Source organism: Rathayibacter sp. AC182 (genome assembly GCF_979253875.1).
Genome location: NZ_CEEDEK010000002.1, coordinates 215,690 through 239,048 on the forward strand (window position 1 = coordinate 215,690; position 23,359 = coordinate 239,048).

A 23,359-nucleotide genomic window follows, 5' to 3' on the forward strand; every position below is an offset into this window, starting at 1 on the left:
AGCCGACTGCGGCACGGCGGGCGGGGACCGCCGTGCAGGACGACACCGTCCGAGCCCCGCGACGTGAATCCGCGTGCCAGCGGATTCACGCAGGGCGCCGCAAGCCGCTCTGCGGTACTCATCCCGTGGAGAAGCCGACTGCGGCCCGGCGGGCGGGGACCGCCGGGCAGACAAGCTCAATCCGTCTCGATCAGGATCCCGTCGTGGATGGCGCGCTTGCGCAGAGCGACCTTGGTGCCCACGTCGATGCCGACGACGCGGTACTTCTCGCGGATGCGCTTGAGGTACGACTTCGCCGTCTCCTCCGAGATGCCGAGCTCGAAGGCGACGGACTTCACGGGCTCGCCTCCTCCGTAGAGGGCCATGACGCGGCGCTCCTGCGCGCTGAGCTTGGGCGCGCCGTCGGAGTCACCGGTGGACAGTGCCATGTCGAGCTCGTGCGAGATGTAGGAGTGGCCGTCCTTCGCCGCGCGGATCGCCTCGACGATCATGTCGGCGTCCTCGGTCTTGACGAGGTAGCCGAGGGCTCCTGACGCCAGGGCCTCGCGGACGACGGCGGGCTCGGAGTAGGTGCTCATGAGCACCGTCTTCACCCCGGTGGTCTTCAACGTCGAGAGCTTCACCGAGATCGGGATGTTGTCCTTGAGGTCGAGATCGAGCAGGACCACGTCGACGGGGAACTCCGGGTGCGTGAGCAGCTCCGGCCAGGAGGCGACGGCGGCGACCAGCTGGATGTCGGAGGCGGCTCCTCTGATCCACTCGGTGAGGGCGCCCAGGAGCATCTTGTGGTCGTCGACGACGGCGAGGGTGATCTTCGGCTCGGCGGAGTGGGTCATCGGAGTCCTTCGGCTGTTCGGGGCGTCTGCGGTTCGGGGGTCCCGGGGTCTGGGGGCTCTGGCTCATCGGCGTCTCGCGGCCGCCGGTCATCGGTCGACCGGGTTCTCGACCAGGCAGTCGATCTCGATCCGCAGCTCACTGTCGCGGGACGGAGTGCGCGAGGCGCCGACCTGAGCGATAGCCTCCCACGTCGCGGGATCCACTCCGCGCAGTGGCACACCCTCGCATCGGAGTGCGATCGGGACGAGGAGAGTGCGCGCGGGCGCGTCCGGGGCGGGCTCACGGGGCGATCCGGCCTCGACGTGGAGGGCTGCGGGAGTGCCGACGGCGCCGTCGAGGATGAGCCAGATGGCCGAGAGCAGGCCGTCGCGCTGGGCCTGGCCGAGCAGCCCGGCCGTGCCGTCGGGATCGTCGAGATGGACGAGCGGAGCGAGGAACTCGGATTCGAGGATCGCGTGGTGCAGCCAGGTCTCGCGGCGGCCCTCGATGAGGTGCAGACGCAGCTGCGTCGCGAGGGATCGCCGCGTGCGCGGCCCGGTCGGCGTCGAGGGGCAGCGGCGTGCTCGCGTCGCCGACCTCGGCGAGCAGGCGCTCCGCGGCCAGGTCGAGGCGGGCGAGTTCCTCCGAGGCGAGCATGCCGACCGCGTAGCGCGGTCCGGCGGTCGTGCTCTGCACCAGGGCCCGGTCGATCTCGAGCTGCACCATGCGCCGGAAGCCGCGCATCATCACGACGACGACCACGGCGGGCGTCAGGGTGAGCACGAGGGCGCTCACGCGGACCGAGACCGCGTCGGCGTCGCCCCACCCCATTGCGGCGAAGACCGCGAGCTCGGCGGCCGTGATGACCAGCGCGACGGCGATGATCTCGACTCCGCGCCGGTGCACGATGAGGGCGGTGTGCGCGACCGCTGCGGCCACGGCGGCGGTGGGGGCCGCTTGCGAGCCCGCTCCCAGCACGGCGGCCAGATCGAGCACGACGGCGGCCGACGCCCCGGCGAGGAACGCCGCGTAGGCCCAGGAGGGCAGGCTCTGACCGGCGAGGCGGATGGCGAGCACTGTCGCTCCGAAGGTCGCTCCGAGCAGCAGCCACGCCGCTGCTCCGAGACCCGGCATCGAGTACTCGTCGAGGCTGCCGAGGAAGACGAGGAGCTCGTACCCCATGATCGCGAGGGCGATGCCGGTGAGGCCGCTGCCGAGATAGCTCGTGCCGAGCCCTCGTGCTGCTGCTTGGCCGAGGACGCCGCGCGCGAGGGGCGCCCCCGGCGGCGGGGAGCTCCGTTGAGCAGCGGGGCGACGGGCTCGGTCACTTCGGCACTTCCAGGACGACGGTCGTGCCGGCGCCGGGCGCGCTGAAGAGGCGCGTGCGTCCGCCCACATCCGCGAGCCGGGCCACCACCGACTCCTTGAAGCCGAGCTTGGCGGCGGGGACCGTTCCGATGTCGAAGCCGACCCCTGCATCGGTCACCATCGCCCGCACCGTGCCGTCGTCCTCGGTGATCGTGACATCGGCCGAGTTGACCCCGGAGTGCCGCCGCACGCTCCGAGGCACTCGGCGAGGGCCATGAGGAACGAGTCGAGCGCGGCGCCGCTGAGCACGATCTGGCCGGAGCCGTGCCAGATGACGTCCAGGCCCATGCGTCCGAAGCGGTTCTTGACACCCTCGAGGGTGTGCGCGGCGGGCGCGCTCGTGACGCTCGTCAGCTGGTACGAGCCGGAGGCGCTCGGGGTGGGCGTGCCGCCGAGCCGCAGCTGCCGCAGGAGCTGCGCGTCCTCGGCCGCCTGCTGGCGGAGGGCGTCGACGGAGACGCCGACCCCGGAGTGGGCGAGCAGGGTCAGCGTGGCGAGCACCGTGTCGTGCAGGAGCCGGGCACCCTGGCGACGCTGCGCCTCCGTCTCGCTGGCCTGCCGTTCGACGCGGTGCGCGTTGCCGATGCTGTCGATCCGCCGCACCACCCGCGGCACCGCGGTGCTGATCCAGAGGGCGAAAGCGCAGAGGCAGCCCCACGGCAGCAGGCTGAGGATCGCGACGTTCAGGGTCATCGCGGTGCTGGCGGCGAGCATCGACGGCACGAGGCTCGCGAGCAGGATCGGGAGCAGCGTCAGTGCCCGGCGGGGCGACGTGCTGACGACCACGGCGACGGTGCTCGTGATCGCATTGACGGTGCTCGCGAGCACGAACGCCGCGAAACCGGGGGAGTCCGCCACGTCGACGGCGATCCCCGCGCCCAGCAGGAGCCCGCCGACCCCGCTGGCGACCAGCCAGAGCCGGTTGCCGCTCCGGCCGAGCTGGACGTGCACCACGGCGAGTCCGAGCAGCAGCGCGACGGCGAAGGGCTGGGCCAGCGGGTCGAGGGTGCCCGGCACGAGGACCAGCACGAGCGCCGCACTGTCCGTCAGCAGACCCACTGCTCGCGCGGACTGCTGCAGGAGGCGGTCGCGCTCCCGCACGCTGCGGATCATGGGCACGGCGCGACTCCCTCGGATCGTCGGGGGAAGGGCCCCGACTCACGATAGCCACTGACGGCGCCCGGGTCGGGAGCGGCTCACACGGCGAGCAGGCGCGAGAGGTGCCCGCCGACCACGTCGTCCTCGATCAGGAAGGCGTCGTGGCCGAAGGGGGAGCTGATCACCGCCACCTCGTCTCCATCGATGTTGCCCGGCGCATGGGCGGCGATGATCCGCTGACCCTCGACGGGGAAGAGCCGATCGCTGTCGATGCCGAGGACGAGGGTCGGGCTGGTGATGCGGGAGAGCGCCTCCGCCTCGCCACCGCGGCCGCGGCCGACGTCGTGCGAGTTCATCGCCTCGACGAGCGTGATGTAGCTGTTGGCGTCGAAGCGGCGGGTGAACTTGTTGCCGTGGAAGTCGAGGTAGGACTCGACCGCGAATCGCCCTCCGCCGCCGAGCGGGCTGAGGCCCGACTGCCAGCTGCGCTCGAAGCGGTCGTTGAGCTCCGAGGGGCTGCGGTAGTTCAGCAGCGCCATCCGGCGGGCCAGGGCGAGCCCGTGGTACGGGCCCTGACCGTCGCCGGCGTCGTAGTAGGCGCCGCCGGCGAAGTTCGCGTCGCTGCGGATCGCCTCGAGCTGCACGAAGTTGAGCGCGATCTGATCGGCGGTCGCACGCGGGGAGCGGCGAGCACGGCGAGCCGGGCCACGCGCTCCGGATGGTCGATGCCCCACTCGAGCGCCTGCATCCCGCCCATCGAGCCGCCGATGACCGTGTGCCAGCGCGTGATCCCGAGCAGGTCCGAGAAGAGGACCTGCGCCCGGACCTGGTCGCGGATGCTCGTGTACGGGAACCGCGCGCCCCACTCGTGCCCGTCGGGAGCGAGCGAGGCCGGCCCGGTCGTCCCCTGGCAGCCGCCGAGCATGTTCGGGGCGACCACGAACCAGCGATCGGTGTCGATGACCTCGCCGGGTCCGACGAGTCCCGACCACCAGCCGTCCGTCGCGTGGCCGGTCTCGCCGCGGCCGACGAGGTGCGAGTCCCCGGTCAGCGCGTGGAGCACGAGGATCGCGTTGTCGCCCGAGGGGGAGAGCTCGCCCCAGGTCTCGTAGGCCATCCGCAGGTGCGGCAGGTGCCCGCCCGATTCGAAGTCGAAGGGGCCGACGTCGACGAAGCGGCGGTTGCCGGGATGATCGCCGTCGCGCCAGGCCCCGGTGGCGGGCGGCTTGCCGATCACCGAGCGGAGCTGGCGCTCGGTGACGAACGCCGAAGGGACGGTGTCCTCGAGTGTCTGCTGCCAGTCCATAGCGGTCTCCATCGTGTCAGAGCGCCGCCCCGCGCCGTCGTGTGTTACGCCCCTCCTTCGAAGGGCCGCCCCGCGCGCGCTCGCGACGCCCCCCGGCGTCCTGCCGGAACGGACTCGACCCCCGCCGCGGCAGGGGGTCTCGTCCGTTCCTTCGCGACCGGTGACGTGTCGCGAGGCCGGGTCAGGCGTTCGCGCGCGACGCCTCGACCACGGCGCGGGCCGCCCGCAGGGCCTGGGCGAGGTCGGCGCGCAGGTCGTCGATGCTCTCCAGGCCCACCGAGAGGCGGACGAGTCCGGGTGTCACGCCCGCGGTCAGCTGCTGCTCGGGGGTGAGCTGCGAGTGCGTCGTCGAGGCGGGGTGGATGACGAGCGAGCGGACGTCGCCGATGTTCGCGAGGTGCGAGAACAGGGTGAGCGAATCGACGAACGCGCGACCGGCATCGACTCCGCCCTTGAGCTCGAACGACAGCACCGCTCCGACGCCCTTCGGCGCGTAGTGGTTCGCGGCCGCGTACCAGGGCGAGGTGGGCAGACCGGAGTAGTTCACCGACGCGATATCGGAGTGGTTCTCGAGGTACTCCGCGATCTCCTGCGCGTTCTGGACGTGGCGCTCGATGCGCAGCGACAGGGTCTCGATGCCCTGGATCAGCTGCCAGGCGCTCGCCGGGGCGATGGACGCACCGAGGTCGCGCAGCAGCTGCACGCGGGCCTTGATGATGTAGGCGAGGGAGTCGCCGACCGCGGCCGTGTAGACCGCGCCGTGGTACGACTCGTCCGGCGTCGTGAGGCCGGGGAACTTCTCCGCGTTCTCGGTCCACGGGAAGGTGCCGCCGTCGACGATGGCGCCGCCGATGACCGTGCCGTAGCCCCCCGAGGAACTTGGTGGCCGAGTGCACGATGATGTCGGCGCCGTGCTCGAACGGGCGGATCAGGTACGGCGTCGCGATCGTGTTGTCGACGATCAGCGGCACGCCCGAGGCGTGGGCGACGTCGGCGACGGAGCGGATGTCGAGGATGTTGATCTTGGGGTTGCCGATGGTCTCGGCGAAGAAAGCTTGGTGTTCGGGCGCACCGCGCGGCGCCACTCCTCCTGGTCGTCCTGGTTCTCGACGAACGTCGTCTCGATGCCGAGCTTGGCCAGTGTGTACTTGAACAGGTTGTAGGTGCCGCCGTAGATCGAGGACGACGAGACGATGTGGTCGCCGGCGTGCGCGATGTTGAGGACCGCCGCGGTCTCGGCCGCCTGGCCGGAGGCGAGGAGCAGGGCGCCGGAGCCGCCCTCGAGCGCGGCGAGGCGCTCCTCCACGACGGCCTGTGTCGGGTTCTGGATGCGGGTGTAGATGTTGCCGAACTCGGCGAGGGCGAAGAGGTTCTTCGCGTGCTCCGCGTTGTCGAAGACGTAGGAGGTCGTCTGGTAGATCGGCGTGGCGCGCGCCTTGGTGACCGGATCCGGCGCCGCTCCCGGAGTGGATCTGCTTGGTCTCGAACTGCCACTGGGCGGGGTCGGTCATGGTGCGTCCAATCGGGTCGTGACGGCGGAGGGCGGAGTCCGTTCTCCGCCGCGACGAGCCTAGGCGGGCGGCCGGGCGGGTGCGAGGTCCGCCGACACACGAGGTCATCCCGCGACGAAGACAGCCTCAGCGGGGTGCGGTGCGGTCGGGCGTGCTGCGATCGGGCGCGGCGCGCGGATCGCGCTTGGAGCCCGTCGGATCGGCGCGCCGCGGCCGCTCGGGCCGCTCGTCCTGCACCGGGGCGAAGAGCCAGGCGGCGCGCGGCTCGACGAGCTTGTGGAAGACGGTCCGCGTCCAGCCGAGCGAGAGCACCACCGAGACAGCGATGCAGAGCACGATCATCAGCACCAGAGCGAACGTGCTGTCCGCGGCCGACAGCACCCCCGACTCCCGCAGCGGGTAGAGGACGAAGCTGTGCAGCAGGTAGACGTACATCGTCGACTGGCCCCAGTGCGTCAGCACCGTGCGCCCGCGCGGGATGAGTGTGAAGAGGGCGAGGGAGAGGACGACCGCGGTGAGCATCAGCGCCAGGCGGACCAGGCCGGCCCACCACTCCGTCTCGCCGAGGGCGTCGTAGGGGCGGTCGTAGAAGAACCAGTAGCGAAGGTCGGCCGCCCGGAACGCGTCGATGTTCACCGTCATCACGAGCGCCGTGACGGCGAAGAGGACGAGGGCGACGGCGCGCACCGCGAGGACTCTGACCGTCGGCAGAGCGAGCCAGCGGTCGACGAGGAGCTGAGAGCCTGCCCGCCATCCGCGCAGCCGCCAGCCGAAGACGAAGAAGGGCAGGATCCCGATCGCGCGCGCCAGCGAGAAGGTCGAGTCGATGTTGTCGTAGTAGCTGACCCCGACCGCGAGGACGACGCTGATCAGCAGCGGCCAGCGCAGGAGCGCGAGGTAGGGGAGAACCAGACGGAAGATGCCCAGCGCGAGCAGGAACCAGAGCGTCCAGCTGGGCTTGGTCGGATTGAACTCGGTCTTGCCCTCGACCGCCAGCTGCACCAGCGTCCAGACCGTCTCCATGATCAGGTAGGGCAGCAGGATGTCGGTCATCACCCGGCGCATCGCCCGCGCGTTCGGCGCTCCGGCCTTCGAGAAGTAGCCGGAGATGATGGCGAACGCCGGCATGTGGAACGCGTAGACCGTGAGGTAGACGATCAGCGACACGTCGGAGTTGGCGGTGAGGCGCTGGATCCCGTGCCCGATGACCACCAGGGTCACGCAGACGAAGCGGGCGTTGTCCCAGAGCGGGACGCGGCGCTTGGAGGAGCGCCGACTCCGCCGGTCGCGGGTGCGGGGTCGGCGGGGTTCACCGGGTCAGACTAGCGTTGGGGGCGACGACGGAGTCGGTGGTGTCCGAGGCTTGACGGAAGGGGACGAGCGTGGTTCGACGCGTCGTCGTGACAGGAGCGAGTTCAGGGATCGGTGCGGCGACAGTCCGCCTGTTCCGGGAGCACGGATGGGACGTCGTGGCCGTGGCTCGTCGGCAGGAGAGGCTCGAGGCGCTCGCCGCCGAGACGGGCGCGACCTTCTTCACCGCGGATCTGACCGACTCCGCCCAGGTCGACGCCCTGCGCGACCACCTCGCCGAGACCGGCGCCGTGCACGCGCTCGTCAACAACGCCGGCGGCGCGCTCCGGACTCGACACCGTGGAGGCGTCCGACCCGGCCGACTGGACCCGGATGTTCGAGATCAACGTGCTCTCGGTGAAGCTGGTCACCAGCGCGCTCCTGCCGCTGCTGCGCCGCGGTGTCGCCGACGCCGGCTCCGAGGGCTCGGCCGACATCGTCACGGTCACCTCCATCGCCGGCCACGTCGCCTATGAGGGCGGCGGCGGGTACAACGCGGCCAAGTTCGCGGCCCACGCGCTGGTCGCCGTCCTGCGCCTCGAACTCGCGGGCGAGCCGATCCGGGTCGTCGAGATCGCCCCGGGCATGGTGCACACCGAGGAGTTCTCCCTGGTGCGGTTCGGCGGTGACAAGGAGCGGGCCGACAAGGTGTACGACGGAGTCGCCGCGCCCCTGGTGGCCGAGGACGTGGCCGCAGCGATCGTCTCCTCCGTGGAGCTGCCCGCGCACGTGAACCTGGATCTGGTGACGATCAAGCCCGTCGCGCAGGCCGCGCCGCACAAGGTCGTCCGAGGTCCGCTGGCTCCGAAGCTCTGACGGGGGGCGTCCGCCCGCCCTCGGGCGATGTGACGCGGAGGCGCGCGACGCTCTAGCCTGTCCCTCATGGTTTCCGACGCCGACGACTCCGCCGCCCTCCTCGCCGCCACGGAGAAGGAGGTCCTCGGCTGGCTCGAGTTCGGCGACGCCGCGCGGCATCTCGCGGACGACGTCGTCGCCACGGGCTATCGGCCCGAGCTGGTCGTCGCCATCGCCCGCGGCGGTCTGCTGCTCGCCGGAGCCGTGGCGTACGCCCTCGGCATCAAGAGCTGCGGGGCGCTGAACGTCGAGTTCTACACCGGCGTCGAGGCGCGGCTCGCCGCCCCCGTCGTGCTCCCTCCGCTCCTGGACGAGGCCTCGGTCCGCGGCAAGCGGGTCCTGCTCGTCGACGACGTGTCCGACTCCGGCCACACGCTCGCCCTGTCGGTGAAGCTGATCGAGGCCATGGGTGCCGAGGTCCGCACCGTCACGCTCTACACGAAGCCCCGCACCGTCCTCGAGCCGGACTTCTTCTGGCGCCGCACCCCGCGCTGGATCGTCTTCCCCTGGTCGGCCCTCCCTCCGGTCGACGGCGCTCTCGCGGAGGACGGCGAATGAGCGTCCACCTCATCGGCGGCGGAGGCGGGCCGGAGCACGACTCCGACCTCTACGGCGCCTTCCTGGCGGAGGCGCGCGCCCGCGCCGTCGACGCCGGTCGGATCGAGGGCCCGCGCATCGCGATCGTCGTGGTGCACGACGGTCTGGGGCCCGAGGCCTACTCCGGATACGCGGCGACGCTCGCATCGGTCGGCCCGATCGAGCCGGTCGCCGTGCTCAAGCCCGAGGGCGGCCGGATCGATCCGTCCGTCTTCGACGAGGTCGACGGGATCTTCGTCGGCGGCGGGCTCACCCCGCGTACCGCGACGCCCTCGAGGACTCCTTCGAGCGCCTGCGCGACCTGGTCTCCTCCGGTACTCCCTACGCCGGGTTCTCGGCCGGCGCCGCCATCGCGGCCGACCGGGCGATCGTCGGCGGATCCCGGATCGGCGGCGTCGTCGTGGCGCCCGAGGACGCCGCGGAGGAGCTCGACGAGGTGACGGTGCTCGAAGGCATCGGCCTGGTCGACGTCTCGATCGACGTGCACGCCGCGCAGTGGGGCACCCTCGGCCGCCTCGTGGCCGCAGTCGAGGCCGGCCTCGTCGACGGCGGGGTCGCGATCGACGAGTCGACCGCTCTGACGGTCGGCACAGGAGCCCTGCGCGTCTCGGGTGCCGGGTCCGTCTGGCGCGCGAGCGCCGGCGAGACCGGGGTGCTCGTGGCCACGCTCGCCGCGAGCTGACCCGTGGATCTGCAGGAGCTGGCGGGCGCCGGCCTGATCGACGCGGGCTGGGCATCGGCGCTGGCGCCGGTGGGCCCCGACATCGCCGCGATGGGCGACTTCCTGCGCGCCGAGGTGGCCGCAGGCCGGCACTACCTGCCCGCGGGGCGGACGTGCTCCGGGCCTTCCGCGCACCGCTCGCCGACGTGCGCGTGCTCATCGTCGGCCAGGACCCGTACCCGACGCCGGGGCACCCGATCGGGCTCTCCTTCGCGGTCGAGCGGCACGTCCGCCCGGTGCCGCGGAGCCTTCAGAACATCTACCGCGAGCTGCGCGACGACCTCGGCGTCGCTCCTCCCGAGCACGGCGACCTCGGCGCCTGGACCAGCAGCGGCGTGATGCTGCTCAACCGCGTCCTGACCGTCGCTCCCGGTGCGCCCGCGTCGCACCGCGGGAAGGGCTGGGAGGCGGTCACCGAGCACGCGATCCGGACGCTCGCGGCACGGGACGCTCCCCTCGTCGCGATCCTCTGGGGGAGGGACGCGGCGAACCTCCGCCCGCTCCTCGGCGACGCGGGGATCGTCGAGAGCGCCCATCCGAGCCCCCTGTCGGCCTCGCGGGGCTTCTTCGGCTCGCGCCCCTTCAGCCGGGCGAACGCGCTGCTCGTCGAGCGCGGCGCCGAGCCGGTCGACTGGAGCCTGGCGGAGTGAGCGGCCGCGCCGCAGGGCCGGGCGGTGCGCCGATACGCTGGACGCTGTCCGCGCGAGCGGCCCGGATCGACGGAGGGACCCCCATGCTTGAGGAAGAGTACGAGCAGCGACGCGTCCTGCCGCCGCACCTGCGGAGGACGCCTCCGCCCGAGCCCGACTTCTCGTACGAGATCCGCGAGGCGCGCGAGGAGGACCTCCCCGACATCCGCGAGATCTACAACCACTACGTGCGCAACACCGTCGTGACGTTCGACGAGGACGACTCCACGATCCAGGAGTGGCGCTCGAAGTTCACCAGGAACCAGAAGCTCGGGCTGCCCTTCATCGTCGCGGTGTCGCCGTCGGGCCAGATCCTCGGCTACGCGATGGTCTCGCCGTGGTCCTCGAAGCGCGCGTACCGGCTTCACGGTCGAGAACTCGATCTACCTCCGCGCGGCCTCCACCGGCAAGGGCCTGGGCAAGGCGCTGATGACCGAGCTCCTGGAGCGGGCGAAGGCCGTGGGCATCCGGCAGATCATGGCCGTGATCGCCGACAAGGGCGCGGAGGCGTCGCTGGCGATGCACGCGCAGTACGGCTTCGTCGAGGTGGGGCGGATGGGCCGGGTCGGCTTCAAGTTCAACCGCTGGCTCAGCACGGTGCTGCTGCAGAAGACGCTGAAGTAGACGTCCTCACGGACACTGCGAAAGCGCCGTGCCCGTGAGAGCGGCCGACCCGTGTTCCCTACACTTGTCGGCATGGAATGGCTGGTCCCGCTCATCGTCGTCGTGGCCCTCGTGGTGATCCTCGGGATCTACCTCTGGGCGACCTACAACTCCCTGGTCACCCTGAATGTCCGGGTCGACGAGGCGTGGAGCGACATCACCGTTCAGCTGAAGCGGCGCGCGGATCTGATCCCGAACGTCATCGACTCGGTGAAGGGCTACGCCTCCCACGAGCGCCAGGTGTTCGAGCAGGTGACGCGCGCCCGGGCCGAGACGCTGTCCGCCCAGGGGCCGGCGGAGGCGTCCGTCGCCGAGGACCACATGCAGAAGGCGCTCAAGTCGATCTTCGCCGTCGCGGAGGCGTACCCGCAGCTGCAGGCGAGCCAGAACTTCCTCCAGCTCCAGGGCGAGCTCGTCGATTCCGAGGACAAGATCCAGTCGGCCCGCCGGTTCTACAACGGCGGCGTGCGCGAGATGAACACCAAGGTGAAGGTGTTCCCCAACACGCTCTTCTCGCGGCGGCTCGGCTTCTCGGAGCGGGACTTCTTCGAGGTGGACAACCTCGCCGCGATCTCGGAGCCGCCGCGCGTCCAGTTCTGGAGCTCCCCATGCGGAGGCCGGTGACCGCCGCCTGAGCGGGGCCGTGCGGCGGCCTCAGCGCCCGGTCGGCGCGGCGAGCGGTCCGCCGCCGAGCGTCGTCAGGTACTCGTCGAACACGGGCGCGGGATCGACTCCGGTGGCGACGGCGTCGACGAGCGCTCGGCGCACCAGCGCCATCACGACCGTGGCGAGGACCGCCGCCCGGGGGGTCTCCTCGGGCTCCATCCCCATCCGCTCGGCGATCGAGGGGGTGAGGGCCGCCTCGCCGTCGTGGAGGGACTGCGCCCAGACCGCGCGCATGGCGGGGGTCTCGGTGAGCAGCGGGATCAGCCGGAGCGTGCGATCGAGCTGCGGCCCGGACGCGGCGGCGGCGAAGGCGGCGCCGAGGGCGCGGTGCAGCGGCTCGTCGGCGGGGCGCGCGAGGAGCTCGCGGCCCATCGCCGCGATGGCCGCGTAGAGCACGGGCCGCACGCAGTCCTCCTTGCCGCCGAGGTAGCGGTGGAAGGTCCGGAGCGAGATGCCGGCGGCGTGCGCGAGGTCGATCGAGCTGACGCCTTTCACCGTGCCGCGCTCGAGGAGGAGCCCCACGCACTTCTCGGAGAGGGCGAGCGCGATCGATCCGGAGCGTTCGTCCACCATGCCGCTCACGCTAGGACATCCGCGTGCCCGGTGCGGAGCGCGGCGAGCAGCGCCGTCGCGAGCGTGCCCCGCTCGACGACCTCGACGCCCTCGAGCCCCTGCCAGGCCGCGGCCTCGACGAGGAGCACGGCGAGCCGCTCGGCCGTGTCGGCGGGGGCGCCGGGCTCGAGCCACGCGGCCTGCACCCGCAGCACCCTCCTCTGCCGGTCGCTCTTGAGGTCGACCCGGGCGGCGAGGACGTCGTCGAGCAGCACCGGGAGGACGTAGTACCCGTGCACGCGCTTCTCGGCGGGCGTGTAGATCTCGATCCGGTAGTGGAAGCCGAAGAGCAGCTCGGCTCTCGGGCGATGCCAGACGAGGGGATCGAAGGGGGAGAGCAGCGCGTCGGCTCGCAGCGTGCGCGGCCGTCGGGCGGCGGTGTGGCGCCAGAGGGCCATCGGGCGACCGGATCGCTCCCACCCGCGCACCTCCACGGGGACGAGCTCTCCGGAGTCGACGAGGTCGCGGACCGCGGCGAGCGCCGGTGCCTGCCGCAGACGGTGGTAGTCGGCGAGGTCGCCGAGCGTGCCGATGCCGTGGGCGACGGCCGAGCGGCGCACGAGCTCGCGGACGGCGTCCTGCTCGGAGACCTCGGTCTCGAGGACCTCGCGCGGCAGCATCCGATCGGCGAGGGCGTAGGAGCGCTCGAACCGGGTCCGGCCGGCGCTCACCACCTCGCCCCAGCGGAAGAGCACCTCGAGGCCGCGCTTGATGTCGGACCAGCCCCACCACGGGCCCGTGCGGGTGTTCGACTCGTGCTCGATCTCGGAGGCGCGCAGGGGCCCGTCGGCCAGAGCCGCCCTCAGCCAGTCGAGCGTGGACCTGTTCTCGGCGGCCCACCCCTCGTGCTCGGGGAGCGCGGTGCGGCGGTAGTGCTCCATCCGCCAGCGGTAGAGCGGGACGTCGGCCCGGCGGATCAGCGCGGCCTCGTGCGCCCAGTACTCGAGGTAGTGCCCTCTCGGCGTGAAGGCGACGGCGTCGAGCAGGGCCCGGTCGTACGGTCCCAGGCGCGCGAGCAGCGGCAGGTAGTGGCTCCGCTCGAAGACGTTGACCGAGTCGAGCTGCAGGGGCCGGATGCGGTCGACGGCCTGGACGATCTGCCGCGTGCCGACGCGCGGCGGCCGCGGCGCTCCGAAGCCCTGCGCGGCGAGGGCGATGCGGCGCGCGAGGGCGGGGGAGAGCTGCTCGGTCATGGTCCGACCACGCTAGCGAAGGCCTCCGACATCGTCTGCGGACGCCGCCCGGCGTTCCCCACCGGTTCCCGGCGCGGGGCCGCGGGGGCCGATCATGATCGACGGCGACTCCGCACCGTCCCGCCCGGTGGCCGTGAGGGCCTCCTCCTGAGTCCTCGCAGTCGATACCGCCTCGGAATGCACCGGGGCCTAGTCTGGGCAGATGAGACTCGGCAGGTCCCGCCGCTCCTCCGGCCCCCGCGTCGTCGACACCGCGCCGCCGCCCGTTCAGCGCGTGCCGGGGACGTCCCGTCCGGGTCCCGACTCGGCCTTCGTGAGCGACGGGATGCGCATCGCCGGGGCTTGGGCGTGGCGCGTCCTCGTGGTCGTCGCCGCCCTCGCGGTGCTGGCGCTCCTGATCATCGAGCTGCGTCTCATCGTCATCCCGCTTCTGGTCGCGATCGTCATCGCCGCGCTCCTCGTGCCGTTCTCGGGCTTCCTCCAGCGGCACCGGTGGCCCAAGTGGCTCGCGATCACGGTCGCCGAGCTCGGCATCATCGTGATCATCGGCGGGCTGCTCTTCCTGGTGGTCACGCAGGTGTACCAGGGCTTCGACGATCTCAGCCGCCAGACGGTCGAGTCCTACGACGACCTCAAGGCCTGGCTCCTCGAGTCGCCGCTGCACCTCACCGAGGGCGAGATCAACCAGTACGCGCAGCAGGCGCTCACTGCTCTGCAGCAGGACTCGGGGATGCTCGTCAGCGGGGCCCTCAGCGTCGGATCGACGATCGGCCACGTGCTCACCGGCGTGCTGCTGACCCTCTTCTCGACCCTGTTCATCCTCATCGACGGCCCGAACATCTGGCGCTGGGTCGTGCGCCTCTTCCCGCACCGCGCGCGCCCCGCCGTCGACGGCGCGGGACGCGCCGGCTGGGTCACCCTCACCAACTTCGTGAAGGTGCAGATCTTCGTCGCGTTCATCGACGCCGTCGGCATCGGCGTCGGCGCCGCACTCCTCGGGGTGCCGCTGGCCATCCCGATCGGCGTCCTCGTGTTCCTGGGCTCCTTCGTGCCCGTGATCGGCGCGGTGGCGACCGGAGCTCTCGCGGTCTTCATCGCCCTCGTCTACAACGGTCCGCTCATCGCCCTGATCCTGCTGATCGTCGTCCTCGGCGTGCAGCAGCTGGAGGGGCACATCCTCCAGCCGCTCGTGATGGGATCGGCGATCAAGATCCACCCCCTGGCGGTCGTCCTCGCGGTCGCCGGCGGCTCCATCGTCGCGGGCATCGCCGGTGCCTTCTTCGCGGTCCCCTTCGTCGCGACCCTCAACGTCATGGTCAACTACGTCGCGAGCGGTGCCTGGCGCTCGCCCACCCGAACCCCCGAGAAAGTTGCCGCAGAGCATGCAGACTAGCCGCGTCGTCGGACCGTCCCTCCTCGAGTTCGAGGAGGCCCGCAGCGTGATCGCCCCCGTGATCGCGAACACCCCCATGGAGACGAGCACCTTCCTCGCCCAGGTGCTGGGCTCGCCCGTCTTCCTCAAGTGCGAGAACCTGCAGCGCACGGGCTCCTATAAGATCCGCGGAGCGGTGTTCCGGATGTCGCGCCTCTCGCCCGAGGAGCGCGCACGCGGCGTCGTGGCGGCCTCGGCCGGCAATCACGCGCAGGGCGTGGCCTACGCCGCCCGCGAGCTCGGCATCGACGCCACCATCTTCATGCCCATCGGAGTCGCCCTGCCCAAGCTGGCCGCGACCCGCGACTACGGCGCGGACGTCGTGCTGAGCGGCCACATCTTCAACGAGGCCCTCGCGGCCGCGATCGAGTTCGCCGAGCGCACCGGAGCGGTCTTCATCCCGCCGTTCGACCACCCCGACGTCGTCACGGGGCAGGGGACCATCGGCCTCGAGATCCTCGAGCAGGCTCCGGGCGTCGAGACGATCGTCGTGCCGATCGGAGGCGGCGGTCTGATCGCGGGCGTCGCCTCGGCCGCCAAGCAGAAGGCGGCCCGCGAGGGGCGCACCCTGCGCGTCATCGGGGTGCAGGCGGCGAACGCGGCCCTGCACCGCTGTCTCTCGCGAGCGGCGAGCCGACGCTCATCACGATCACTCCGACGATCGCGGACGGCATCGCGGTGGCGATGCCCGGGACGCTCAACTTCGAGATCATCCGCGACGTCGTCGACGAGGTCGTCACGGTCGAGGACGACGACATCGCCCGCGCCCTTCTGGTCCTGCTCGAGCGCGCGAAGCTCGTCGTCGAGCCCGCCGGCGCGGTCGGCATCGCCGCGATCCTCACCGGGAAGATCCGCGATGCTGGACCGACCGCCGTGATCCTCTCGGGCGGCAACATCGACCCGCTCATGATGGAGCGCGTGATCAGCCGCGGACTCGCCGCGTCGGAGCGCTACCTCAAGATGAGCATCGGGCTGCCGGACCGCCCGGGCCAGCTCGCCCGCATCTCGGAGCTGATCTCGGAGGCGAACGCGAACGTCGTCGAGGTGCTGAACACCCGGCACGGGCGGGGCCTGCAGATCAGCGAGGTCGAGCTCGAGATCAGCGTCGAGACCCGCGGACCCGAGCACGCCGAGCGCGTCCTCCAGGTCCTCCGCGACGCCGGCTACGAGCCCAGGGTGTCTCAGAACTGACCTGCGCCGACGGAAGACGCCACCCGCCGGCGCCTCCGGGGCCTCACAGGTGGCGTCTCGGTCGGCGGATCGTTACCCGGTCGTCCGTCCGCGAGGCGGAGGAGGGAGTCGTACCGTCAGGTGCGGCGATCGACGACAACACCGCGTCCGCGAGGCGGAGGAGGGAGTCGTACCGTCAGGTGCGGCGATCGACGACAACACCGCGTCCGCGAGGCGGAGGAGGGAGTCGTACCGTCAGGTACGGCGACGGACGACAACACCGCGGACGGGCGACCGGAGGACGATCAGTGGCCGTTCCAGGTCTCGACGTTCACGATCCGGACCGTGATGGTCCGGCCGTTGGGAGCCTCGAAGCTGGTCGAGTCGTCGAGCTTCAGGCCCATGATCGCCGAGCCGAGCGGGCTCTGGGGGCTGTAGACGTCGAGGTCGCTCTCGCCCGCCATCTCGCGGTTGCCGAGCAGGAAGCGCGACTCGTCGCCCGCGATCTCGGCGGTGATGATCGTGCCGGCCTCGACCACTCCGTGGCTCTCGGGGGGCGTGCCGATCTCGGCCTCGCGCAGCAGCGAGGTCAGCTGCCTGATGCGCGCCTCGATCTTGCCCTGCTCGTCCTTGGCGGCGTGGTAGCCGCCGTTCTCCTTGAGATCGCCCTCCTCGCGAGCGACCTCGATCCGCTTCGCGATCTCCTCGCGTCCGGCGGTGGACAGCTCGTTCAGCTCCGCCTGGAGGCGGTCGTACGACTCCTGGGTCATCCAGGTGACCTGAGGCTGGTCGGCCATGGTGGGCTCCTCACGTGACTGCCGCGTGCAGCGCGTCCGAGCGGCGGGCCGAGGAGCTCGCACCCCGTCGTCCGTTCCGCCCGGCGCCCGGCGGCGGCGGGAAAAGACAAGGCCCCGACGAGTCCGTCAGGGCACCCGGCAACCCTACGGGAGCCAGCAGGACGAGATCAAACCTGTGTTCGCGAGCTCGGTGGTGCGCACGGTCTCGGTGAAGGAGCGGAAGCGGTCGTCCGAGGCGGGGTATTCGACGACGAGCCAGCCCACTACGGCGGACTGCTCGTTGGAGCGCCTGGACGGCGCACGCGACCTCCGTGCCGACCGGCGCGGTGAGGTCGAAGGAGACGGTCACGGTGCGGTCGTCGACGACCTGGTGCGCCGTGTCCTGGACGTCGACGCCGTCGCGTCCGCTGTCCAGACCCGCCCAGACCACCCAGGCGGCGAAGACGGCGACGAAGGCCAGAGCGACGGCGCCGAACAGCCAGCGGTTTCCGCGGCGGGTGCGGGGCGTGCGTCCGTAACGCGAGGCGAGGGGACCGGCCTCGGGGAACCCGTCCGGCTCGGGAGCGGTGCCCTCGGCGCCCTCCGCGATCTCGTCGCTCCGCTCGGAGCTGTCGGACGTGCGGGCGACCACGGAACTCCCTGGATGTTGCGTCTACTCTTGACGGACGACGCGCGCTCGAAGAGCCGCCGCGTCGACCCCATTAAACCCCGAGGAATCGAGCGATCGTGTCCCAGGCCGCCGAGGTCTCCGTCGATTCGGAGGTGCGGGAGGTCCCGCGCCTCCTCGCCGTGCACGCCCACCCCGACGACGAGTCGAGCAAGGGCGCCGCGACCCTCGCGGCCTACGCCGACCGGGGCGCCGAGGTGATGGTCGTCTCCTGCACCGGGGGCGAGGCCGGCTCCGTGCTCAACGAGGCGCTCGCCGCCCGCGCGCACGCCGAGCGGGACATGGGCGGCCTGCGCCGCCTCGAGATGGCCGAGGCTCAGCGGATCCTCGGCGTCCAGCACACCTGGCTCGGCTTCGTCGACTCCGGCATGGAGGAGGACGGCTCCGTGCCGCCGTCGAGCTTCGCGGCGCTCCCGCTCGAGACGGCGTCCGCTCCGCTCGTGCGACTCGTCCGCCGCTTCAAGCCGCACGTGATCATCAGCTACGACGAGAACGGCGGCTACCCGCACCCGGACCACATCCGGGCGCACCAGGTCGCGATGGAGGCGTTCCGCGCCGCCGGGGAGCCCGACGAGTACCCGGGGCTCGGCGAGCCGTGGTCGGTCGCGAAGCTCTACTACGACCGCGTCTTCAGCGGTCAGAAGCTGCGGGCGATCGCCGAGCACCTGCGCTCCCTCGACCCCGAGGACCCGCGCCTGGCGACCTTCGAGGAGATGAAGCGCTGGACGGACGACGCGCCCTACCTCGCGACGACCCAGGTGTTGATCTCGGGGTTCCACGACCGGAGGGACGCCGCGCTGCGCGCGCACGCCAGCCAGGTCGCTCCCGACAACGCGTTCTTCTTCCTCCCGCACGAGGCGATCGACGCCGCGTGGCCCACCGACGACTTCCAGCTCGTGCAGTCGCGCGTGGAGGCGCCGACCCCCGAGACCGATCTCTTCGCCGGAGTCGACGTCGCCTACCCCGTCGATGAGCAGAAGGAGGGACCCGCATGATCCCCGCCGCCGTCTCCACCGTCGTCGACGCGGCCGGTCTCGCGCTGGCCCGCGTCGCCGCCGCGACCCCGTCCCCGGCTCCGGACTTCAACGAGGACACGGTGACGCCCGGTCTCTTCGGCTTCATCACGATGCTCGTGATCGCCGTGGCCGCGGTGCTCCTCGCCCTGGACATGGTGCGCCGCGTGCGCCGGACGACCTACCGCGAGCAGGTGGCGGAGCGGCTCGACGCCGAGGAGCGCGAGCGCGACGCCGCAGCGGCCCGGGAGCGACCTGGGGCTCTTCCTCCGACCGCTGACGCGGACTCAGCCCCCGTTGTACGCGGGGTCGATCGAGATCAGCAGCGCCGCGGTCCAGTGGCACAGGAACGCCACCGCGGTGAGAGCGTGGAAGATCTCGTGGAAGCCGAAGACCCCGGGAACGGGGTTGGGCCGCTTGATCCCGTAGACGACGGCTCCGACCGTGTAGCAGAGCCCGCCGACGATGACGAGGACCATCATCGTCGCGCTCGCTTCGAGCAGGGGTCCGAGGTACATCACGGCCGCCCAGCCCAGGAGGAGGTAGAGCGGCACGTAGAGCCAGCGCGGTGCCGAGATCCAGAAGACCCGGAAGCCGATCCCCAGCAGCGCGCCCGACCAGACGAGCACGAGGAGCAGCGTGCCCTGCTCGGGCGGCAGGGCGAGCACGGCGAGCGGCGTGTAGGTGCCCGCGATGAGCAGGAAGATGTTGGCGTGATCGATCCGCTTCAGGATCATCTTCGTCCTCGGCCGCCAGTCGAAGCGGTGGTACAGCGCCGAGTTCCCGAAGAGGAGCAGCGAGGAGGTCGCGAACACGACCGCCGCCCACTTGGCCGCCGCGCCGTCCGCCACCCCGACGAGGACGGCGCCCGCGACGATCGCGAGCGGGAACAGTCCCGCGTGGATCCAGCCGCGCCAGGTGGGCTTCGCGTCGAGGACCGCGCCGTTCTCGATCTCGTCGTCGACGAGCGGGACGTTCGGGAGATCCGGTCCTGAGGCGTCGTCCCGCGCCACCGCGTCGTCCCCGGCGGGCGAGGACCGGCGAGCCGGATCGGGGGCGGGGGGCGTCGGCCGGTGGCTCATACGGCTCAGGATACGGCTCGCTCCGGTGACCCCGCCGAGCGCCGCTCGGTACGCGGTGACCCTTCGGCGCCCCGGGCATCGACTACCGTAGCGATGTGCCGAAGCCGAGACTGCCTGTGGGGAGGGACCTCCTCTACGGCGTCTACAAGAAGCGCCTGCGGTCGAGCCTCGTTCCTGGGACGCTGCCGAACCACGTCGCGATGATCATCGACGGCAACCGTCGGTGGGCACGTCAGCGGGCGCTCGAGACCGCCGCGCACGGGCACCGCGCGGGGGCTGCGAAGGTGCACGAGTTCCTGCAGTGGTGCGACGAGCTCGGCATCCGGCACGTCACCCTCTACCTGCTCTCGCAGGACAACCTCGTCGGCCGTGAGAGCTCCGAGCTCACCGAGCTGATCGCGATCATCGCCGATCTCGCCGAGGAGGTCTCGCAGCAGCCCGACTGGCGGGTGCAGCACGTCGGCTCCGACGACGGTCTGCCGGAGTCGCTGATCACCGCGCTCGACACGGCCGAGGAGCGGACGGCGCGGCACACCGGCCTGCACGTGAACCTCGCGGTCGGCTACGGCGGTCGCCACGAGATCGCCCAGGCCGTGCGCAGTATCCTCGACGAGCACGGCAAGCGCGGGTCCTCCATCGAGGACGTCGCCGAGCTGCTCACCCCCGAGCTCATCGGCGAGCACCTCTACACCAGCGGTCAGCCCGATCCGGACCTCGTGATCCGGACCTCCGGGGAGCAGCGCCTCTCGGACTTCATGCTCTGGCAGAGCGCGCACAGCGAGTTCTACTTCATGGAGGCGCTCGGCCCCGACATCCGCGAGGTCGACTTCCTCCGCGCTCTGCGCGACTACGCGGGGCGGCACCGCCGCTTCGGCAGCTGATCACCGCTGCACCACTCATCGGAAGGGCCGGCATGAGCACGACGAGCACCCTGGGCATCGACGACTTCCTCGGCACCTTCTCGGAGCAGACGGGATACCTCGACTTCGCCCGCATCGGTCCGATCTCGGCCACCGCCGTCGCCGAGCAGGACGCCGCGACCCGGCTGCTGCAGACAGGGCGGGCGCTCGGCGAGCTGGCGGCACAGGACGCGCGCGTCCGCTCCGCCGTGTCGGGACTCGTCGGCCTCCCGGCCGAGCAGATCGTCTTCCAGCCGAACACCTCGACGGGCCTTCTGCACACGATGTTCGGCGCCACCGGGGAGTGCTGCTGTCGGCGGGGGAGTTCCCGAGCCTGCCCTTCGCCGCGGTGCGCGCCCAGCAGGCGCTGGGAGCCGTGACGCCGGTGTGGCTGCCGGGCGGGCCGGGCCGGGTGACTCCCGACGCGGTGCGCGAGCACCTCACCCCGGAGGTGACGGCGGTCGCGGTCAGCCTCGTCGACTCCCGCACGGGTCATCTCGCCGATCTCGAGGGCCTGCGCGACGTCATCGGCGATCGCCTCCTGATCGTCGACGCCATCCAGGGGTTCGGCGTCGTCGACGCACCTGGTCCGCGGCCGACGTCGTCGTGTCCGGCGGGCAGAAGTGGGTGCGGGCGGGCTGGGGCACGGGCTTCCTCGCGCTGAGCGAGCGCGCGCTCGAGCGGCTCTCGCCGGTGCTCTCCGGATGGACCGGAGCGGACGCCGTCGAGCCGTGGGACGAGGTGGCACCGCCCCGATCCGGCGCGGGCGCGTTCAGCGTGACCAACCCCGATCCGATCGCCCAGGCGCGTTTCGCCGGCGCGCTCGAGGACATCGCCGCAGTGGGAGTGACGGCCATCGCCGCGCGGATCGCCGAGCGGGTCAGCGCGATCGTCGACCTCGCCGACGAGTTCGGGCTCGCCCTCATCAGCTCTCGAGACGAGAGGGAGCGCGCGGGCATCGTCGTGGTCGAGCCGGCCGCCGAGGAGCTCGCACCCCTGAGCGCGTCCCTCGACGTCCACGGAGTGACGGCGCGGCTGCGCCCCGGAACCGTGCGCTTCAGCGCTCACGCCGGCACCACCGACGAGACGCTCGCGGCACTGCGGGCCGCTCTCGTCTCGGCGGGCACGGGCGCCGCGTTCTGAGCGGAGCCGCGCGTTCACACACTGGTTACACATTCGTAGCGGTGGGAAGCACACGGATGTCATTCGCGGGGTTATGTTCGAGACATCAGGTGAAGCGCCTGGTCGAGACGGCCACACAAGTACGGCTCGATATCGCGCAGACCAGTGAAGGGAACTGCGCGGTGCGGGAACGCACCGATGGCCGGCTCGCACAGTGAGCCGGGGGTGTCGAAGCCCCGGGGTGTGGAGAGTCGTCGTGACAGTTCCCCAGGGTATGGACCAGCAGGCCGGAGCGCAGGGCGGCATCCACCGCCGAGCGCAGCACGGGTCCGCCGGCTCCTCGATCAGCTCCTGCGCACGTACGTGCTCGACACGTCGGTGCTGCTGTCGGACCCGATGGCCATGTTCCGCTTCGCGGAGCACGCGGTCGTCCTGCCGATCGTCGTGATCGGCGAGCTCGAGGGCAAGCGCCACGATCCCGAGATCGGCTACTTCGCCCGCCAGGCGCTGCGGCACCTCGACGAGCTGCGCGTCAAGCACGAGCGCCTCGACTTCCCGATCGCCGTCGGCAACGGGGGCACGCTGCGGGTCGAGCTCAACCACTCGAACATGTCGGTCCTGCCCAGCGGGCTGCAGCTGGGCGACAACGACGCTCGGATCCTCGCCGTCGCGATGAACCTGGCGAACGAGGGCTCGACCGTCACCGTCGTCTCCAAGGACATGCCGATGCGCGTGAAGGCCGCGTCGATCGGTCTCGCCGCCGAGGAGTACCTCGCCGAGCTCGCGCCGGAGTCGGGCTGGACCGGGATGGACGACATCACGCTCGAGGGCGGTGCGATGAGCGAGTTCTACGACCGGGAGCGCCTCTTCACCGACGCGGTCGAGGGCATCCCCATCAACACGGGACTGGTGGTCCACTCGGACCGGGGCTCCGCTCTCGCTCGGGTGACCGGCAAGCGGCAGATCACGCTGGTGCGCGGGGACCGCGACGTCTTCGGGCTGCACGGCCGTTCGGCCGAGCAGCGGCTCGCGATCGACCTGCTCCTCGACCAGGAGGTGGGGATCGTCTCGCTCGGCGGCCGCGCCGGCACCGGCAAGTCGGCTCTCGCGCTCTGCGCCGGGCTGGAAGCGGTGCTCGAGAAGCGCCAGCACAAGAAGATCATGGTCTTCCGTCCGCTGTACGCGGTCGGCGGCCAGGACCTCGGCTTCCTGCCCGGCGACGCCGCCGAGAAGATGAACCCGTGGGCGCAGGCGGTCTTCGACACGCTCGGCGCGCTGGTCTCGCAGAACGTGCTCGACGAGGTGATCGAGCGCGGGATGCTCGAGGTGCTGCCGCTCACGCACATCCGCGGTCGTTCGCTGCACGACGCGTTCGTGATCGTGGACGAGGCCCAGTCGCTCGAGCGGAACGTGCTGCTGACAGTCCTCTCGCGGGTCGGGCAGAACTCGCGGGTCGTGTTGACCCACGACGTCGCCCAGCGCGACAACCTGCGGGTCGGCCGGCACGACGGAGTCGCGTCGGTGATCGAGACGCTGAAGGGGCACCCGCTGTTCGCGCACGTCACGCTCACGCGCTCCGAGCGCTCGGCGATCGCGGCACTGGTGACCGAGATGCTGGAGTCGAACGAGCTGGCGTAGGAGCCGATCTCTCAGCCGCGTCCGGCGCGCAGGATCCTCGGGTTCCTGCGCGCCGGACGCGGTTCTGCGAGCCGAGGACGACACGAGGAGGGGA

The 23,359-nt window shown here is 71.4% G+C and carries 22 protein-coding genes and 6 pseudogenes; 16 read left to right on the plus strand and 12 right to left on the minus strand.

All coding sequences use genetic code 11. The features are described 5' to 3' along the window. Positions 1–176 precede the first annotated feature (176 nt). The 7 genes and pseudogenes from AC0CII_RS02120 to AC0CII_RS02150 all read right to left on the minus strand — a co-directional run bounded on the left by AC0CII_RS02120 (position 177) and on the right by AC0CII_RS02150 (position 7,320). Positions 177–836: a response regulator gene (locus tag AC0CII_RS02120; protein ID WP_207404896.1), complete on the minus strand. Its 660-nt coding sequence runs from the start codon at positions 834–836 to the stop codon at positions 177–179. A gap of 280 nt (positions 837–1,116) precedes the next feature. Beyond that, positions 1,117–2,214 carry a hypothetical protein gene (locus AC0CII_RS02125; protein WP_465228546.1) on the minus strand — a complete coding sequence of 366 codons (1,098 nt, stop codon included), beginning with the start codon at positions 2,212–2,214 and terminating at the stop codon, positions 1,117–1,119. After that, the gene (locus AC0CII_RS02130) at positions 2,141–2,314 is read right to left on the minus strand and encodes a hypothetical protein (RefSeq protein WP_465228547.1); all 174 of its coding nucleotides are present in this window, start codon (positions 2,312–2,314) and stop codon (positions 2,141–2,143) included. Before AC0CII_RS02130 ends, AC0CII_RS02125 begins: the two co-directional genes overlap by 74 nt. Continuing rightward, entirely contained in the window at positions 2,299–3,297 is a 999-nt protein-coding gene (locus tag AC0CII_RS02135; protein WP_465228548.1) for a sensor histidine kinase, read from the minus strand. Before AC0CII_RS02135 ends, AC0CII_RS02130 begins: the two co-directional genes overlap by 16 nt. A gap of 83 nt (positions 3,298–3,380) precedes the next feature. Next, positions 3,381–4,588 (minus strand): annotated as a pseudogene (gene metX, locus AC0CII_RS02140) (homoserine O-acetyltransferase MetX). A gap of 181 nt (positions 4,589–4,769) precedes the next feature. Next, positions 4,770–6,099, minus strand: a pseudogene (locus tag AC0CII_RS02145) (bifunctional o-acetylhomoserine/o-acetylserine sulfhydrylase). Between the two features lie 126 nt (positions 6,100–6,225). Beyond that, on the minus strand, positions 6,226–7,320 hold the full coding sequence (locus tag AC0CII_RS02150) for an acyltransferase family protein (RefSeq protein ID WP_465225485.1): 1,095 nt from the start codon (positions 7,318–7,320) through the stop codon (positions 6,226–6,228). Positions 7,321–7,481: 161 nt separating this feature from the next. Between AC0CII_RS02150 and AC0CII_RS02155 the strand changes: the two are divergent. The 7 genes and pseudogenes from AC0CII_RS02155 to AC0CII_RS02185 all read left to right on the plus strand — a co-directional run bounded on the left by AC0CII_RS02155 (position 7,482) and on the right by AC0CII_RS02185 (position 11,598). Continuing rightward, positions 7,482–8,265 (plus strand): annotated as a pseudogene (locus tag AC0CII_RS02155) (SDR family NAD(P)-dependent oxidoreductase). Positions 8,266–8,331: 66 nt separating this feature from the next. Beyond that, positions 8,332–8,862 carry a phosphoribosyltransferase gene (locus tag AC0CII_RS02160; protein ID WP_207404886.1) on the plus strand — a complete coding sequence of 177 codons (531 nt, stop codon included), beginning with the start codon at positions 8,332–8,334 and terminating at the stop codon, positions 8,860–8,862. After that, on the plus strand, positions 8,859–9,341 hold the full coding sequence (locus AC0CII_RS02165; RefSeq protein ID WP_465228549.1) for a type 1 glutamine amidotransferase family protein: 483 nt from the start codon (positions 8,859–8,861) through the stop codon (positions 9,339–9,341). Before AC0CII_RS02160 ends, AC0CII_RS02165 begins: the two co-directional genes overlap by 4 nt. Then, positions 9,338–9,583: a hypothetical protein gene (locus tag AC0CII_RS02170; RefSeq protein ID WP_465228550.1), complete on the plus strand. Its 246-nt coding sequence runs from the start codon at positions 9,338–9,340 to the stop codon at positions 9,581–9,583. The genes AC0CII_RS02165 and AC0CII_RS02170 overlap by 4 nt, the downstream gene beginning before the upstream one ends. Positions 9,584–9,586: 3 nt before the next feature. After that, positions 9,587–10,272: pseudogene (locus AC0CII_RS02175) on the plus strand (uracil-DNA glycosylase). Positions 10,273–10,355: 83 nt separating this feature from the next. Next, positions 10,356–10,935: pseudogene (locus tag AC0CII_RS02180) on the plus strand (N-acetyltransferase family protein). A 72-nt stretch (positions 10,936–11,007) separates the two neighbouring features. Continuing rightward, the gene (locus AC0CII_RS02185; protein ID WP_465228551.1) at positions 11,008–11,598 is read left to right on the plus strand and encodes a LemA family protein; all 591 of its coding nucleotides are present in this window, start codon (positions 11,008–11,010) and stop codon (positions 11,596–11,598) included. A gap of 30 nt (positions 11,599–11,628) precedes the next feature. Here AC0CII_RS02185 and AC0CII_RS02190 read toward each other — a convergent pair whose 3' ends face one another. Then, positions 11,629–12,213: a TetR/AcrR family transcriptional regulator gene (locus AC0CII_RS02190; RefSeq protein ID WP_465225491.1), complete on the minus strand. Its 585-nt coding sequence runs from the start codon at positions 12,211–12,213 to the stop codon at positions 11,629–11,631. 5 nt (positions 12,214–12,218) lie between these two features. Continuing rightward, positions 12,219–13,445 (minus strand): winged helix-turn-helix domain-containing protein, encoded by a 1,227-nt coding sequence (locus tag AC0CII_RS02195; protein WP_465228552.1) that lies wholly within the window; start codon positions 13,443–13,445, stop codon positions 12,219–12,221. Between the two features lie 202 nt (positions 13,446–13,647). Here AC0CII_RS02195 and AC0CII_RS02200 point away from each other — a divergent pair, with 202 nt between their 5' ends. Together AC0CII_RS02200 and ilvA are read left to right on the plus strand one after the other, a co-directional pair. Then, positions 13,648–14,838, plus strand: coding sequence for an AI-2E family transporter (locus AC0CII_RS02200; RefSeq protein ID WP_465225492.1), 1,191 nt, complete (start codon positions 13,648–13,650; stop codon positions 14,836–14,838). Continuing rightward, a pseudogene (ilvA, locus tag AC0CII_RS02205) lies at positions 14,828–16,068 on the plus strand (threonine ammonia-lyase). The gene AC0CII_RS02200 and the pseudogene ilvA overlap by 11 nt, the downstream one beginning before the upstream one ends. Before the next feature lie 284 nt (positions 16,069–16,352). Here ilvA and greA read toward each other — a convergent pair. Together greA and AC0CII_RS02215 are read right to left on the minus strand one after the other, a co-directional pair. After that, positions 16,353–16,844, minus strand: a complete 492-nt coding sequence (greA, locus tag AC0CII_RS02210; protein ID WP_207404859.1) for a transcription elongation factor GreA — start codon at positions 16,842–16,844, stop codon at positions 16,353–16,355. A gap of 10 nt (positions 16,845–16,854) precedes the next feature. Beyond that, on the minus strand, positions 16,855–17,475 hold the full coding sequence (locus AC0CII_RS02215) for a DUF4307 domain-containing protein (protein WP_465228553.1): 621 nt from the start codon (positions 17,473–17,475) through the stop codon (positions 16,855–16,857). A 131-nt stretch (positions 17,476–17,606) separates the two neighbouring features. Here AC0CII_RS02215 and mca point away from each other — a divergent pair, with 131 nt between their 5' ends. Both mca and AC0CII_RS02225 read left to right on the plus strand, forming a co-directional pair. After that, positions 17,607–18,506, plus strand: coding sequence for a mycothiol conjugate amidase Mca (gene mca, locus AC0CII_RS02220; RefSeq protein ID WP_465228554.1), 900 nt, complete (start codon positions 17,607–17,609; stop codon positions 18,504–18,506). Then, on the plus strand, positions 18,481–18,804 hold the full coding sequence (locus tag AC0CII_RS02225) for a hypothetical protein (protein ID WP_465228555.1): 324 nt from the start codon (positions 18,481–18,483) through the stop codon (positions 18,802–18,804). Before mca ends, AC0CII_RS02225 begins: the two co-directional genes overlap by 26 nt. 7 nt (positions 18,805–18,811) lie before the next feature. On the opposite strand, the gene trhA is transcribed toward AC0CII_RS02225, so the two are convergent. Next, a complete protein-coding gene (gene trhA, locus AC0CII_RS02230) occupies positions 18,812–19,606 on the minus strand; it encodes a PAQR family membrane homeostasis protein TrhA (protein ID WP_465225496.1) in 795 nt (264 codons plus the stop codon). 116 nt (positions 19,607–19,722) lie between these two features. Between trhA and AC0CII_RS02235 the strand changes: the two genes are divergently transcribed. The 5 genes from AC0CII_RS02235 (at position 19,723) to AC0CII_RS02255 (ending at position 23,265) form a co-directional block, all read left to right on the plus strand. Next, positions 19,723–20,487 carry an isoprenyl transferase gene (locus AC0CII_RS02235; RefSeq protein ID WP_307786127.1) on the plus strand — a complete coding sequence of 255 codons (765 nt, stop codon included), beginning with the start codon at positions 19,723–19,725 and terminating at the stop codon, positions 20,485–20,487. Between the two features lie 32 nt (positions 20,488–20,519). Continuing rightward, positions 20,520–20,885 carry a hypothetical protein gene (locus AC0CII_RS02240; protein WP_465228556.1) on the plus strand — a complete coding sequence of 122 codons (366 nt, stop codon included), beginning with the start codon at positions 20,520–20,522 and terminating at the stop codon, positions 20,883–20,885. Further along, entirely contained in the window at positions 20,855–21,169 is a 315-nt protein-coding gene (locus AC0CII_RS02245) for a hypothetical protein (RefSeq protein WP_465228557.1), read from the plus strand. The genes AC0CII_RS02240 and AC0CII_RS02245 overlap by 31 nt, the downstream gene beginning before the upstream one ends. Further along, positions 21,112–21,648 carry an aminotransferase class V-fold PLP-dependent enzyme gene (locus tag AC0CII_RS02250; RefSeq protein ID WP_465228558.1) on the plus strand — a complete coding sequence of 179 codons (537 nt, stop codon included), beginning with the start codon at positions 21,112–21,114 and terminating at the stop codon, positions 21,646–21,648. Before AC0CII_RS02245 ends, AC0CII_RS02250 begins: the two co-directional genes overlap by 58 nt. A gap of 177 nt (positions 21,649–21,825) precedes the next feature. Further along, positions 21,826–23,265 (plus strand): PhoH family protein, encoded by a 1,440-nt coding sequence (locus tag AC0CII_RS02255; protein ID WP_465228559.1) that lies wholly within the window; start codon positions 21,826–21,828, stop codon positions 23,263–23,265. Positions 23,266–23,359: the final 94 nt, after the last annotated feature.